General features: G+C 60.1%; 11 protein-coding genes and 1 tRNA gene. 10 read left to right on the top strand and 2 right to left on the bottom strand.

From position 1 onward, the window contains the following. Position 1: 1 nt before the first annotated feature. From AC3WP7_RS29600 to AC3WP7_RS29570, 7 genes are all read left to right on the top strand, one after another. A tRNA-Glu gene (locus AC3WP7_RS29600) sits at positions 2-77 on the top strand. Positions 78-257: 180 nt separating this feature from the next. Further along, a complete protein-coding gene (locus AC3WP7_RS29595) occupies positions 258-797 on the top strand; it encodes a TetR/AcrR family transcriptional regulator (RefSeq protein ID WP_058426896.1) in 540 nt (179 codons plus the stop codon). A gap of 14 nt (positions 798-811) precedes the next feature. Continuing rightward, positions 812-1645, top strand: a complete 834-nt coding sequence (locus AC3WP7_RS29590) for an alpha/beta hydrolase (protein WP_092250500.1) — start codon at positions 812-814, stop codon at positions 1643-1645. A 40-nt stretch (positions 1646-1685) separates the two neighbouring features. Continuing rightward, entirely contained in the window at positions 1686-2120 is a 435-nt protein-coding gene (locus AC3WP7_RS29585; protein WP_033901813.1) for an acyl-CoA thioesterase, read from the top strand. Between the two features lie 55 nt (positions 2121-2175). Beyond that, the gene (locus AC3WP7_RS29580; RefSeq protein WP_092250323.1) at positions 2176-3135 is read left to right on the top strand and encodes a tRNA dihydrouridine synthase; all 960 of its coding nucleotides are present in this window, start codon (positions 2176-2178) and stop codon (positions 3133-3135) included. A gap of 553 nt (positions 3136-3688) precedes the next feature. After that, a complete protein-coding gene (locus tag AC3WP7_RS29575; RefSeq protein ID WP_102592752.1) occupies positions 3689-5227 on the top strand; it encodes a hypothetical protein in 1539 nt (512 codons plus the stop codon). 140 nt (positions 5228-5367) lie between these two features. Then, positions 5368-6666 carry a hypothetical protein gene (locus tag AC3WP7_RS29570; RefSeq protein ID WP_102592751.1) on the top strand — a complete coding sequence of 433 codons (1299 nt, stop codon included), beginning with the start codon at positions 5368-5370 and terminating at the stop codon, positions 6664-6666. 4 nt (positions 6667-6670) lie between these two features. Here AC3WP7_RS29570 and AC3WP7_RS29565 read toward each other — a convergent pair whose 3' ends face one another. Both AC3WP7_RS29565 and AC3WP7_RS29560 read right to left on the bottom strand, forming a co-directional pair. Next, the gene (locus AC3WP7_RS29565; RefSeq protein WP_092250332.1) at positions 6671-9949 is read right to left on the bottom strand and encodes an EAL domain-containing protein; all 3279 of its coding nucleotides are present in this window, start codon (positions 9947-9949) and stop codon (positions 6671-6673) included. A gap of 66 nt (positions 9950-10015) precedes the next feature. Continuing rightward, positions 10016-10906, bottom strand: a complete 891-nt coding sequence (locus tag AC3WP7_RS29560; protein WP_071492224.1) for a LysR family transcriptional regulator — start codon at positions 10904-10906, stop codon at positions 10016-10018. A gap of 139 nt (positions 10907-11045) precedes the next feature. On the opposite strand from AC3WP7_RS29560, the gene leuC reads away from it, so the two are divergent. The 3 genes from leuC to AC3WP7_RS29545 all read left to right on the top strand — a co-directional run bounded on the left by leuC (position 11046) and on the right by AC3WP7_RS29545 (position 14012). Further along, positions 11046-12464, top strand: coding sequence for a 3-isopropylmalate dehydratase large subunit (leuC, locus tag AC3WP7_RS29555; RefSeq protein ID WP_093124685.1), 1419 nt, complete (start codon positions 11046-11048; stop codon positions 12462-12464). A 10-nt stretch (positions 12465-12474) separates the two neighbouring features. Next, positions 12475-13119, top strand: coding sequence for a 3-isopropylmalate dehydratase small subunit (gene leuD / locus AC3WP7_RS29550; RefSeq protein ID WP_102592750.1), 645 nt, complete (start codon positions 12475-12477; stop codon positions 13117-13119). 128 nt (positions 13120-13247) lie between these two features. Further along, complete coding sequence (locus AC3WP7_RS29545) at positions 13248-14012, top strand: class I SAM-dependent methyltransferase (protein WP_102592749.1); 765 nt, start codon at positions 13248-13250, stop codon at positions 14010-14012. Positions 14013-14060: the final 48 nt, after the last annotated feature.

Here is a 14060-nt window from a genome sequence, read left to right as displayed (position 1 = left end):
TGTCCCCTTCGTCTAGTGGCCTAGGACACCGCCCTTTCACGGCGGTAACAGGGGTTCGAGTCCCCTAGGGGACGCCACGATTACCCGCTCTGCGGGATTTTTAAGGGTCATTCAATTATTGAATGGCCCTTTTGTTTGTCTGCCGTTTGGCCAATTCTTTTTCCTTTCCTACTTTTCTTCTGACCAGCGGTCATGCCCGTCGCTTGCCAAATATTATTATGGTAATAATATTCAACCCATGAACATCGGAGGCGATGATGAGCGATAAAAAAGCGCAAACCCGCGAACGCATTTTGCAGGCCGCCAGCGCCGCGCTGATCCAGCGTGGCCCGGCTGAACCGAGTGTGGGCGAAGTGATGGGCGCGGCGGGGCTGACCGTCGGTGGTTTCTACGCGCACTTCGAAAGCAAGGACGCGCTGATGCTGGAGGCCTTCACCCAGTTGCTGGCCAAGCGTCGAGCGTCGATTGATGACATGGACTCGCAGCTGACCGGAGAGGAGCGCAGAAGCCTGGTGGCGGCGTTCTACCTGTCGCGCAAGCACCGCGACTCCACTGCCCAGGCTTGCCCGATTCCCGCCACGGTCGGCGAGATGAGCCGCCTGCCGGATGAGTTCCGCCAGGCGTTGAACGAGCACTGTGAGCTGATGGCTGCGCAGTTGGCTGCCAGCCCCGAAGACACCGACAAAGCCCTGGCTGACATGGCACTGATGATCGGTGGCCTGGCCCTGGCCCGCGCCTTGGGGCCGGGTGAGTTGTCTGACCGTGTGCTGCGCGCCGCCAAGTCGGCCGTGCGCTAGAAGAGGGCTGCATGATGGGCACGCTTACCTGGGTTCGTCGCTTCAACAGCACGCTGGGCCACCTGGTGCCGCAAACGGTGGCCAACCGAATGCGTCGTGCCTTCATGACGCCCCGCGAGCTGCCGCCGCGTGACTGGGAACTGCCGCTGCTGGCGCAATCGGAGCGCATCACCCTGCGTTTCGGCTTGTCCGCGTTGCGCTGGGGCCAGGGGCCGGCGGTGTTGCTGATGCACGGTTGGGAAGGGCGTCCTACCCAATTTGCCAGCTTGATCAGCGCATTGGTCGACAACGGTTATTCCGTGATTGCCCTTGATGGCCCCGCCCATGGCCGTTCGCCGGGTCGTGAAGCCCATGTGCTGCTGTTTGCCCGCGCCATGCTTGAAGCTGCCGCCGAGTTGCCACCGCTGCACGCCGTAATTGGCCATTCCATGGGCGGCGCCAGTGCGATGCTGGCGGTGCAGTTGGGGCTGCGCACCGAGGCATTGGTGAGTATCGCCGCGCCGTCGCGTTTTCTGGATGTGCTGCGCGGCTTTACCAGGATGGTCGGTTTGCCAGCGCGGGCGCGTTCGGCGTTTATCCAGGAGGTCGAGTTGACTTTCGGAATGCCGCTCAAACACCTGGACGTGGCGCATTACCAGATGAATATTCCCGGCCTGATCGTGCACGCCGAAGACGACACCTTCGTTCCGGTCAAAGCCTCGCAAGCCATCCACGAGGCCTGGTTCGACAGCCGCTTGCTACGCCTGGAGCAGGGCGGTCACCAGAAAGTCCTGGCCGATCCGCGTGTGATCGACGCTGTACTGGCGTTGCTGGCCGGCCGTTGTCTACAGGAGCGGCAAAGCGCCTGATACACTCTCCCCGCCGACATTAATCGACTGGGAGCAAGGCATGGGCTGGGATTTGGCAACGCCGTTCATCATCGATCTGCAGGTCGCGCCTGAAGACATCGACGGCCTGGGGCACGCCAATAACGCGGTGTACGTGTCCTGGCTGGAGCGCTGCGCCTGGCGCCACTCCCAGCGCCTGGGCCTGGACCTGACCGAATATCGTCGCCTGGACCGCGCGATGGCCGTGGTGCGTCATGAGATCGACTACCTGGCCGCCGGTTATGAAGGCGACGAGCTGCAACTGGCCACCTGGATCGTCGACTGGGACCAGCGCCTGAAGATGACCCGGCGCTTCCAACTGGTCCGCCCCCGTGACGGCGCGACCCTGCTACGTGCGCAAACCACCTTCGTCTGCATTGAACTGTCCACCGGCAAGCCCAAGCGCATGCCGGCCGAATTCCTCGACGGTTATGGCCCCGCCCTGACAGGGGGTTAACGGTTGCTGTGGGAAACCCAGTAAACTGCGCCACGATTTTTGTTGAGTGTTTTCCATGCAAATTGCTTTGGCGCCCATGGAGGGGTTGGTCGACAACATCCTGCGGGACGTGCTGACCCGTGTCGGTGGTATCGACTGGTGCGTGACCGAGTTCATCCGCGTCAACGACCGCCTGCTCACCCCGGCGTATTTCCACAAACTCGCCCCGGAACTGTTGCAGGGGGCCCACACCGCTGCCGGTGTGCCGCTGCGCGTGCAATTGCTCGGCTCTGATCCGGTGTGCCTGGCGGAAAACGCTGCGCTGGCGTGTGAGCTCGGTTCGCAGGTCATCGACCTCAACTTCGGCTGCCCGGCCAAGACCGTCAACAAGTCCCGTGGCGGTGCGGTGCTGCTCAAGGAGCCGGAGTTGCTCAACCAGATCGTCGAGCACGTGCGCCGTGCTGTGCCGGCGCACATCCCGGTGACTGCCAAGATGCGCCTGGGTTTCGATAGCCCGGACGGCGCCCTGGTCTGCGCCACCGCCCTGGCGGAAGGCGGCGCGGCGCATATCGTGGTGCATGCGCGTACCAAGACCGACGGCTACAAGCCACCGGCGCACTGGGAGTGGATCCCGCGTGTGCAGGATGTGGTCAAGGTGCCGGTGTTCGCCAATGGCGATATCTGGAGTGTCGAAGACTGGAAGCGTTGCCGTGAAATCACCGGTGCCGAAGACATCATGCTGGGTCGGGGCCTGGTGGCGCGCCCGGACCTGGCGCGGCAGATCGCTGCGGCGCGGGCGGGTGAGGAGGTGGTCGAAATGACATGGGCGCAGATGCAGCCCCTGCTCCAGGACTTCTGGACCCAGTCGGTGGCGCAACTGACCGAGCGACAGGCGCCAGGTCGATTGAAGCAGTGGCTGGCGATGCTCACGCGCAACTATCCGGAAGCGGTGGAGCTGTTTACGGCGATGCGTCGGGAAACCGAGCTGGCCCAAGTGAGCCGTTTGCTCGGTATGGTGCCGGTAGACAGTCAATGAGTGACGGCGCTGAAAAATAGCGTTGATATTTAATAAGTTTTCAAACGCATCGATAAATGGGCGCCCTTGGCGCCCTTTTTTTTGGCGGTGTTTAAGTGAAAGTTCCGGATTTTCAGGGGGGCAGCATTAATGTTTATCGAGGGTGATAGCGTGTTCTGAATGTATGCAGTTATTTGATTGATACCTTAATTTTTCAGGAAAAATACAGTTTTATTAACTTCTGATACGCGCTTGTGCGCAATTAACATACGTGTGAAATCTTGCTGGAGTAAATGGTTTCATTATTTTAGATTTGGGCTTGGTTGTTACCTTGTTTGTCCATGAAATACTCGCTGGCGCAGTGGATTTAGAGCGGTTTCTTGAATAGCCATAGGCTGAAATCTGATTTTTAATTTTGTTTGCCTTTTGTGAGGTCGGATTGTTGGAACTTGATTGCGTTTCGGTCCACGAAAATAGGGACTGCGAGATGATGATTGTTTCCAGTTTTACATTAATTGCTGTCCGGATTTTCAAATGCTTCGAGGCAGCACATAACTAATCATGAGGTTACAAGATGTCCAATGTATCGCTTGGCACTCCTAAGGTTTTTGTTCCGGAACTCCAGTCGGTGAGCCAAAATTCGACCGGTGCTGTGAAAGATGTTGAACGCGCTAGCACGCTTGCTACGGATAGCGGTATTAAAGGGGCTGCACGAGACGTTAATCAGACTGCAACGGGGGCGAAGGAGATTTCCGTTAACTCTGATGCGCTGGAAAAATTATTTGAGATGTTTGATCTGGTCTTCAAAGCCATGCGCAGCCTGTTGTCCGGCAGGGGATTCAGTTCTCACGCCGCGACAGTAGTACCGCATGCAGCCAAGGCGGAGAGTGGTATTGAAGTGTCTGTGGAGGGCGGGGTGAATTCCAAAGGGGAGCCGTTACCTTTTGCCAAGAACAGTGAACGTGTCTCCGCCGGTATTAAGAATGTGAGTACCAATGCAGATGGCTCCACGGATGTGAAGACTGCTGGCGGCAATAATAACTCGACAGTCACTGCGGGTAAGGGCGCTAAAGTCAATGTTGGTGCTGATGGCTCCGTGCAAGTGAAGACTGCTGGTGATAATACATTGAAAACGGTCATCGCGACTAAGGACAGTAAGGTAAATGCTGATGCGGATGCCTCCACGCAAGTGAAGACTGCTGGTGATCATACATCGAGATCGGTCATCGCGGCTAAGGACCGTAACGTAAATGCTTACGCGGATGCCTCCACGCAAGTAAAGGCTACGGGTAATAGTAATAAAACGGTAACAGTCGCTGTGGGTGAGGACGCTCAAGTAAATCCTGATGGCAACACCGGCGCAGAAGTCAACGCGGCAGGCGATACTAAATCGACCAGCGTGACTACCGGCAATAAGGGTAACGTTAATGCCGGCGCGCAGATGAAAATCACTGGTTTTAGCAATAGTTCGTCGGCGGAGACTGTCGGAAAGAGCGTTCAGGGCAAAGTTGGCAGTGAAGCGCAGGTGAGTACGTCGGGTAGTGATGCCCAAGTGCAGGTCATGCCAGATGGCAGTACGCAAGTGAGCGTTACACCTCAGGACGGCAAACAGTTCAGGGTGCGTGTGGAGGCCGGTGTCAACGTGCGGATCAGTTCGGAGGGGTGGGGGGAGAACCAGCCAGTATCAATCCGTGACATCACCCCGAAGCAGTCGACGCGTGTGACAGTGGATTCGCAGCCGGAGGCGGAAGTAAAGACCATTTCTCAGTCGACGGCAGAGGCGAGAGTGGGTACTGAACCCAAGGTGAATAGCGAGTCGAAGGGGGAGCAAAAGGCTGAGGTAGCGGTCGGTGCAGAGCCGAAGGTCCAGACGCCGCCCCCCCCAGAGCACAAGGTCGAGGTGAAGGTCGAGGCTGAACCGAAGGTACAGGTGCCGCCTGCCCCAGAGCATAAGGTCGAGGTAAAGGTCGAAACTGAGCCGAAGGTTCAGGTGCCGCTCACTCCAGAGCCACAAACTTCGGACAAGGTTGATGCAGAGCCAACTGTAGAAGTGAAAAACCCCACCGCCCCTCGCAGGGTCATGAATCCTCGATTGGAAGGGATAAGGGCCTGAGGTGCAGACGAGTCTTGATGTCCCCCGGCTCGTCTTAAACGCTTGATGAGGGATCCAGCCTCCCCGATCGCAGGTGCGATTGGGGAGGGCTGGTTGGGGGCAGCGTTTTTTCACTCATTCAATTTGGTTTCGGAGGGTTTATGACCTTTGCTGTCTTTGCTCCTCCTGTCGGCTGGGGAAATTCACCGGACTACAGGCACGTTACCCACGCTACGGAGCAGGCGGTTGCCAAACCGACCGCAAAGGGCGTCGGCTTTGAGGCTTCTCGGCGGCATTTTGGCGAGAACTTTGATACCAGCACCCTTGCGGCGGTCATCAAGATGATGATGGCAACCTTTGGGCCAAGACCTGAAGACATGTTTGCCCGGTTCGCACCGGCTGCCGGGGGGTATGCCTTCACCATGAAGGATGAGTTCAAGGGAAAGATTTCCCACCACGAACTCGAACAGACAAGGCGCGCCTCCCGTTTCACCGGCGCAGACAGCGACGCAGTCGACAGCGCCAACGTCGCGCTCGCCGCCTATGTTAAGCGCAAGCAGGTGATGGACGGCTATCCCCGCTTTGAGGAGGCTCTGGCTGACACTCTGCAGGGTGAGACGACGCTGCGAGGGCTGCAGGGCATGGGTGTGTACGGGCTGTCGCAATATGTTCCGGCACATCAGATGGTGGGTGATGGGAAGGCGGGTGTACTCGAGACGCATAGCCGAGGCAGTGCGTTTGTTCTCGATGGCGTCAGGCACGACTACAACGATAGACGCCGTGTTGACCGCGGGTACGGCTACCGTTTGTTCAACGACAAAACCCAACCCGATACGGCTTCGCCGAATGGCAGTAACACGGTTGTTTCACAGATGCCGGTGGGCATGAAACCCAAGAATATATGGAGCGGCTTTTATCAAGGTGCCGCAGGTAATTGTGTCACGGTGTCGGCGATCAAAGTCGCGATGATGAGGTTTGGTCAGAATCCCGCGGGCATTTACAAAAGTATCAGCGCTGTACCCGGTGGTTTTGAGGTGATCATGCGTGATGGCTACAAGGTGTTTCTGAGCCATGAAGAGCGGCGCAAGGCCGAGCATGGGTCAAAACTGGAAGGTTCTGACCAGGCGCTCAAGGATGATGCCAATTTCTTGTATGCCGTCAGCGCCAAGCGTGCGCAAATGGAGAACAACGACATGCGTGCTGGCCGCAGTTTCGAGGACGCCATGCACTCGTTGAACGATGGAGAAGCGCCAGGCCAGGCGTTGCGCAGGTTGGGGTTGTCTGCCTACGTGCGGCAGAGCACTGCTCAAGAGTTGGCCAAAGGCGCCATTGGCACGCTCGCTGACAATACCCATTCGGTGGTGGCAGTCAGCGGATCGGTGGATAACCACGGCCAAAAGCTCGGCTTGACCTCATCGGGGTGGTCCGATAGAGCAATGTGGGCATTGAAGCTGGTGTGAGGGGCTACTTCAACAGTTGCCGGAATCCCTCGATCGGCAAGGGTCGGCTATGCAAATAACCCTGGAACAAATGGCAGCCCAGTTTTTGCAGGAATGCCAGTTGCTCCGGGGTTTCCACGCCTTCGGCGATCACTTCCAGGTTCAGGCTGCGGGCCATTGCCACAATCGCACGGATGATTTCAGCGTCGTTGGGGTCATGGGTCGCGTCGCGCACAAAGGACTGGTCGATCTTCAGCGCATCCACCGGCAGCCGCTTGAGGTAAGTGAGCGATGAATAGCCGGTGCCGAAGTCGTCCATGGCAAAACTCACGCCGAGTTTTTTCAGGCGGCGCATTTTGCTGATGGTGTCGTCCAGATTCTGGATCACGATGCCTTCGGTGATCTCCAGTTTCAAAAGGCTGAACGGCAACTGATGTTGCTTGAGGCTGCGCTCCACCCGCTCCACGAAGTCGTTCTGGCGAAACTGCCGGGGGCTGATGTTCACGCACAGGCTGAAATTCAGTGGGTCTACCAAGCCTTCGTGGATCAGTTGTTGAAAGGCCGCGCAGGCTTCATCCAGGATCCAGGTGCCCACCTCAAGGATCAGGCCGCTGTCCTCCAGCACCTTGATGAATTCGGAAGGTGACTGAGCGCCCAATTGCGGGTGTTGCCAGCGTACCAGGGCCTCGGCGCCGACGATCTTGTTGCCCCGCGCGTCCACCTGGGGTTGGTAATGCACGCTGAACTCGCCACGTGATAAGGCCAGGCGCAAGTCTGTCTCCATGCGCAGGCGTTCGCTGGCGGTTTTTTGCATACTGTTGTGGAACATCTGCGTGGTGTTGCGCCCTGAATCCTTGGCGCGATACAGGGCGATGTCGGCACGCTTGAGCAAGTCCGCTGGCGTGGAGCCGTGATCGGGAATCAATGCCACGCCAATGCTTGGCGTGACCTGCAGGCGATGACCGTCCAGAAACATCGGCTCTGAAAGCAATTCACGCAGGGTGTCGGCCAACTCCTGCACCTGGCCGCTGACCTCCATGCGTGACCCTTCCAGGCCGCTGAGCAGCACCACGAACTCATCACCCCCCAGGCGCGCCACGGTGTCTTCCATGCGCACGCTGGCTTCCAGGCGTGCGGTGACAATCTTCAACACGGTGTCGCCCACCGGGTGGCCGAGGGAGTCGTTGATGTGCTTGAAGTGGTCGAGGTCGAGGAACAGCAGTGCGCCGCGCAAATTGTGGCGCTTGAGCAAGGCGATCTGCTGGCTCAGGCGGTCCATCAACAGGGCGCGGTTGGGCAGGTTGGTCAGCGGGTCGTGATAGGCCAGGTGGCGGATCTGCGCCTGGGCGTTTTTCAGCAGGCTCACATCGCGGGCGGTCAGCAACAGGCACGGGGTTTCATTCAGGGTGATGGGCTCCACCGAGACTTCCACCGCCAGCAACTCGCCGCGCTTGTTGTGCCAGAGCATTTCCAGGTGATGAATGCGGCCCTTGATCTGCAACTCGGCCAGCAGCGCGGCGCGCTGGTTTTCATCGGCCCAGATGCCGATCTGATACAGCGTCAGGCCAATGGCTTCCTCGGCGCGGTAGCCGGTCAGGCGGCAGAAGCCGTCGTTGACCTCCACATATCGACCGGTGTCGCGCTCAGTGATGGAAATGGCGTCGGGGCTGGAATGGAAGGCCTTGGCGAACTTCTCTTCGCTGGCCTTGAGCGCCGCTTCCGAGCGCTGCTGCTGGGTGATATCGCGCAGCGTGGTGACGATGCACGACTGGTCGCCCACCTTGATCAGACGGCTGGATATCACGCAGGTCAGGCTTTGGCCGCTCTTATGATGCACCACGATCGCCACATTGTTCAATGCCTGCTCGCGGATCACCCGCTCGATACGCTGCAGGCGCTTGCTCGACTCGTCCCACAGGCCGATCTCTTCGGCGCTTTTGTCGATGACCTCGGCGGCCGTCCAGCCGAAGGTCTGGGTAAACGCGGGGTTGATCTCGATAAACGCGCCGCCCTCCAGGCAGGTGACGCAGATCGGGTCCGGGCTGGCCTGGAACAGGCTGGCAAATTTTTCTTCGGAAGCGGTCAGGCGTTGTTCGCGTTCCACCTGGTCGGTGATATCCAGCAGAGTGCCGGCCATACGCAGGGGCGCGCCGTGCTCATCGCGGTACAGGCGGGCGCGGCTTTCGAGGTAGCGTGAGCTGCCGTCTTCCATGGGCACGCGATACGTCAGCTGATAGTTGCCGGCCGGGCCTTCGCGCAGGGTGCGATAAGCGTTGCGCATGCTCTCGCGCTCGTCATTGGGCATTCCGTCAAAGAAGGCGTCGAAGAACTCATGGAACGGCTCCGGCGGCAGGCCGTGCAATTGGGCGGCGCGGGCCGAGCCGTAGAGCATGCCGGTGGGGATGTGCCAGTCCCAGGTGCCCAGTTGCGCCGAGTCCAGGGCCAGGTCGAGGCGTTCCTGGCTGTCCTTGAGGGCCTGCTCGGCTAATTTGCGTTCGGTGGTGTCCAGAAACGTGCTGATCAGATAGGCCTCGCCCTCCAGCTCGACCCTTTGTGCGCTGAGGGTGCCGTCGTGGATCTGGCCGTTGCTGGCGCAGAACTGCACCTCCATGGTGATGGTCAGGCCCTTGCGCTGGGTGGCCTTGACCAGTTGTGCACGCTGTTCGGGATGACGCCACAGGCCCAGGTCCAGGGTGGTGCGGCCGATGGCATCGGCGACCGGCCAGCCGAAGAGCATTTCGAAGTACTGGTTGGCCTCGCTGATCAACCCGTCGGACTGGCGGGTCAGCAGAACCATGTTCGGGCACAGGTGAAACAGCGTGGCGAAGCGCTTTTCGGAGTGGCTGAGGGCGCTTTCCCGCTCGCGTTGGTGGGTGATTTCGCGGATCACGCCGATCATGCGTCGGCGTCCGGACTTGTCCGGTAACAGGCTGCCGTTGATTTCCAGCCAGTGGAAGCTGCCGTCAGGCCATTGGATACGGTGGTGCATGGCCTGCTCGAACGGCTCGCCCGCCAGCACCGCATGAAAGGCCCGTACCACCCTGGCGCGATCCGCCGGTGCCAGCAGGTCCAGATAGTCCAGGTCCTTGGGCAGTGGCTGGCGCGGGTCAAAGCCGAACAGCGCCTGGGTGCCCCGCGACCAGCTTATCCTGCCGGTGTCGATTTCCCAGCACCAGGCGCCCAGCCGGGCAGCATTGAGCGCGGCCAGCAGTTGCGGGGCACTGTCCCAGCTTTGTTCCGCCTCTTGGGGGTCCAGGGCGTAAATGCGGGGCAGGGGTGGCACGGAGTCGACGGGGTTGCGCATTATCAAAGGGCCTTGGCTCGATGGGCGTATGGCGCGGTACAGTTCAGACCTTGAGGCCGCACGGTTTCATGCCGGTATCCCTGGCAGATCGACCTGTGCATCCAATAGGCTCATGAAGGCCCGCGCAGCATTCGACAGCGTCCTTTCGGTGTGCACGATATAGCCTAGCTGGCGACTGAGCTGTATGCCCGGCAAAGCGATACTTGCCACCTGATCATCGAGCATGGTGCGCGGCAAGACGCTCCAGGCCAGGCCGATCGACACCATCATCTTGATCGTTTCCAGGTAGTTGGTGCTCATCGCGATATTCGGCGTGAGGCCCTGGGCCTCGAACAACCGGCTGACGATATGGTGGGTGAAGGTGTTGCCGCCGGGGAACACCGCCGGGTGGCCGGCAATATCGGCCAGGTTGACGTGGCCGTTGCTGATCAGGCTGTGCTCTGGCGCCACCACGAAATCCAGTGGGTCGTCCCACACCGGGGTGGCGCGCACCAGGTTGTGGGGATCGGGCGCCAGGGTGATCACCGCCACTTCGGCGCGGCCGTGGAGGATTTCTTCGTAGGCCACTTCCGAATCGAGGAACTGAATATCCAGCGCCACATTCGGGTATGCCCGGGTGAAGGCGCGCAGCACCGGCGGCAGGCGATGCAGGCCGATATGGTGGCTGGTGGCCAGGGTCAGGCGCCCGCTGACTTCGCCGGTGAGGTTGGTGAGGGCGCGGCGCGTGTCGTCCAGCACGTTGAGGATCTGATAGGCGCGTGGCAGCAAGGCCCGTCCGGCCTCCGTCAGGCCGACTTCACGGCCCAGGCGATCGAACAGGCGCACCTTCAATTGTTGCTCCAGGCCGGCAATGCGCTTGCTGATGGCCGGCTGGGTCAGGTGCAGGCGCTCACCGGCACCGGAGAAGCTGCCGGTCTCGGCGATGGCGATAAAGGCATTGAGGTTGGCCAAGTCCATGGTGTATTCCAGTTGGTAATCCAAAGCATAAAAAATATGAATTTGAGTTATTTAATGTAGCGCCATACCATCAGCCTCACAAGCCAAAGGGTTATTGAAAAGCCCGGCATAGAGAAACACCGCTGATGAGGACCGACTGATGGCCGGCAAAACGCTTTACGACAAGCTTTGGGATTCCCATGAAGTGAAACGGCGCGACGATGGTTCGTCGCTGATCTATATCGACCGGCACATCATCCATGAAGTGACCTCGCCCCAAGCGTTCGAAGGCCTGCGGCTGGCCGGGCGCAAGCCTTGGCGCGTCGACTCCATCATCGCCACCCCGGACCACAACGTGCCGACCACCCCTGAGCGCAAGGGCGGCATCGAAGCCATTGCCGACCAGGTGTCGCGTTTGCAGGTGCAGACCCTCGATGACTACTGCGACGAATATGGCATCACTGAATTCAAGATGAATGACGTGCGTCAAGGCATCGTGCACGTGATCGGTCCGGAGCAGGGCGCCACCTTGCCGGGCATGACCGTGGTGTGCGGCGACTCCCATACGTCCACCCACGGTGCGTTCGGCGCCTTGGCCCACGGCATCGGCACCTCCGAGGTGGAACATGTGTTCGCCACCCAGTGCCTGGTCGCCAAAAAGATGAAGAACATGTTGGTTAAAGTCGAAGGCCAGTTGCCGTTCGGCGTGACCGCCAAGGACATCGTGCTCGCCGTGATCGGCAAGATCGGCACCGCCGGCGGTAACGGCCATGCCATCGAGTTCGCCGGCAGCGCGATTCGCGACCTGTCCATCGAAGGCCGCATGACCATCTGCAACATGTCCATCGAAGCCGGTGCCCGCGTGGGCATGGTGGCGGCGGACGAAAAGACCGTTGAATACGTCAAGGGCCGTCCATTTGCCCCACAAGGCAAAGATTGGGACGCCGCTGTGCAAGCCTGGAAAGACTTGGTCTCCGATGCCGATGCGGTGTTTGACACCGTGGTCGAGCTGGACGCTGCCCAGATCAAGCCGCAAGTCAGCTGGGGTACCTCGCCGGAGATGGTCCTGGCCGTCGACCAGAACGTGCCGGACCCCGCGCAGGAAACCGACCTGGTCAAGCGCGGCTCCATTGAACGCGCCTTGAAGTACATGGGCTTGAAGGCCAACCAGGCGATTACCGACATTCAGTTGGATCGCGTGTTCATCGGTTCCTGCACCAACTCGCGGATCGAAGACCTGCGCGCCGCGGCGGTGATCGCCAAGGGCCGCAAAGTGGCTTCGACTATCAAGCAAGCCATCGTGGTGCCGGGCTCGGGCCTGGTCAAGGCGCAGGCTGAAGCCGAAGGCCTGGACAAGATTTTCCTCGAAGCCGGTTTTGAATGGCGTGAGCCGGGCTGCTCCATGTGCCTGGCGATGAACCCGGACCGCCTGGAGTCGGGTGAGCACTGCGCGTCCACCTCCAACCGTAACTTCGAAGGGCGTCAGGGCGCCGGTGGGCGTACCCACCTGGTCAGCCCGGCCATGGCCGCCGCCGCTGCCGTCAACGGTCGTTTCATCGACGTTCGCGAATTGATCTGAGGAATACCCGATGCGTGCTTTTACCCAACACACCGGCCTTGTCGCCCCTTTGGATCGCGCCAACGTCGACACCGACCAGATCATTCCCAAGCAGTTCTTGAAGTCGATCAAGCGCACCGGCTTCGGCCCGAACCTGTTCGACGAGTGGCGCTACCTGGATGTGGGCTACGCCTACCAGGACAACTCCAAGCGCCCGCTGAACAAGGACTTCGTGCTCAACGCCAAGCGTTACCAGGGCGCCAGCGTCTTGCTGGCCCGGGAAAACTTCGGCTGCGGTTCCAGCCGTGAACACGCGCCATGGGCCCTGGAAGAGTATGGCTTTCGCAGCATCATCGCGCCGAGCTATGCCGACATCTTCTTCAACAACAGCTTCAAGAACGGCCTGCTGCCGATCATCTTGAGCGATGCCGAAGTGGACGAGCTGTTCAAGCAGGTGGAAGCCGAAGAGGGCTACCAACTGACCGTCGACCTGGCCGCGCAGACTGTGACCCGTCCAGACGGCAAGGTGTATCACTTTGAAGTGGATGCGTTCCGTAAGCACTGCCTGATCAACGGCCTGGACGATATCGGCCTGACCTTGCAGGACGGCGATGCGATTGCCGCGTTTGAAGCCAAACACCGGGCGAGCCAGCCTTGGTTGTTTCGCGATGCCTGATTGGCGGTAACCGTGCGGGCCCCATCGCGGGCAAGCCCGACTCCCACATTGGAATGCATTCCGACTGTGGGAGCTGGCTTGCCTGCGATAGCGCCAGTACCAACACCCCAAAACCCAAGGAAACCACCATGACCACCACCGCCCATACCCAAGTCGTGCAAAAACAATTCGGCGAGCAAGCCTGCGCCTACCTGAGCAGTGCCGTGCACGCCCAGGGCACCGAATTCGCGCTGCTCCAGGCCGAACTGGCCGGGCAGGGCAGTGCGCGACTGCTGGACCTGGGCTGCGGTGCCGGTCATGTCAGCTTTCACGTCGCGCCGCTGGTCAAGGAAGTGGTCGCCTACGACCTGTCCCAGCAGATGCTCGACGTGGTTGCCGCCGCTGCGACGGACCGTGGCCTGGACAATATCCGCACCGTGAACGGCGCCGCTGAGCGCCTGCCGTTCGCCGATGGCGAGTTCGACTTCGTGTTCAGCCGTTATTCGGCCCACCACTGGAGCGACCTCGGCCTGGCCCTGCGTGAAGTGCGTCGGGTGCTCAAGCCGGGTGGCGTGGCGGCCTTCGTCGATGTCTTGTCACCGGGCAGCCCGCTGTTGGACACTTACCTGCAAACCGTCGAAGTGCTGCGCGACACCAGCCACGTGCGCGATTACTCTGCCGCCGAGTGGATGCAGCAGCTCAGCGAATCCGGTCTGCATGTACGAACCAGCAGTCGCCAGCGCCTGCGCCTGGAATACACCTCGTGGGTCGAGCGCATGCGCACGCCGCAGGTGCTGCGCGCGGCAATCCTCGAGCTGCAACAGGCGATGGGTCAGGAAGTGCGCGATTATTACGAAATTCAGGCCGACGGCACCTTCAGCACCGACGTGCTGGTGGTCTTCGCCGAACGCTGATTGATTTTTCCCGACCTGCCCACGGGCGGGTCGCTTGATGAAATGAGG

It is taken from the genome of Pseudomonas sp. FW305-3-2-15-C-LB1 (genome assembly GCF_058787615.1).
The sequence above is the reverse complement of the archived record's forward strand: the minus strand, read 5'-3'. Positions and strand labels throughout refer to the sequence as shown.

Excerpts from the sequence above, each read along its gene's own strand:
- AC3WP7_RS29570 (WP_102592751.1), top strand. The coding sequence starts at position 5,368 with ATGACCTTTGCTGTCTTTGCTCCTCCTGTCGGCTGGGGAAATTCACCG.
- AC3WP7_RS29565 (WP_092250332.1), bottom strand. The coding sequence starts at position 9,949 with ATGCGCAACCCCGTCGACTCCGTGCCACCCCTGCCCCGCATTTACGCC.
- AC3WP7_RS29585 (WP_033901813.1), top strand. The coding sequence starts at position 1,686 with ATGGGCTGGGATTTGGCAACGCCGTTCATCATCGATCTGCAGGTCGCG.
- AC3WP7_RS29575 (WP_102592752.1), top strand. The coding sequence starts at position 3,689 with ATGTCCAATGTATCGCTTGGCACTCCTAAGGTTTTTGTTCCGGAACTC.
- AC3WP7_RS29580 (WP_092250323.1), top strand. The coding sequence starts at position 2,176 with ATGCAAATTGCTTTGGCGCCCATGGAGGGGTTGGTCGACAACATCCTG.
- AC3WP7_RS29595 (WP_058426896.1), top strand. The coding sequence starts at position 258 with ATGAGCGATAAAAAAGCGCAAACCCGCGAACGCATTTTGCAGGCCGCC.
- AC3WP7_RS29590 (WP_092250500.1), top strand. The coding sequence starts at position 812 with ATGGGCACGCTTACCTGGGTTCGTCGCTTCAACAGCACGCTGGGCCAC.
- AC3WP7_RS29545 (WP_102592749.1), top strand. The coding sequence starts at position 13,248 with ATGACCACCACCGCCCATACCCAAGTCGTGCAAAAACAATTCGGCGAG.
- AC3WP7_RS29560 (WP_071492224.1), bottom strand. The coding sequence starts at position 10,906 with ATGGACTTGGCCAACCTCAATGCCTTTATCGCCATCGCCGAGACCGGC.
- leuD (WP_102592750.1), top strand. The coding sequence starts at position 12,475 with ATGCGTGCTTTTACCCAACACACCGGCCTTGTCGCCCCTTTGGATCGC.
- leuC (WP_093124685.1), top strand. The coding sequence starts at position 11,046 with ATGGCCGGCAAAACGCTTTACGACAAGCTTTGGGATTCCCATGAAGTG.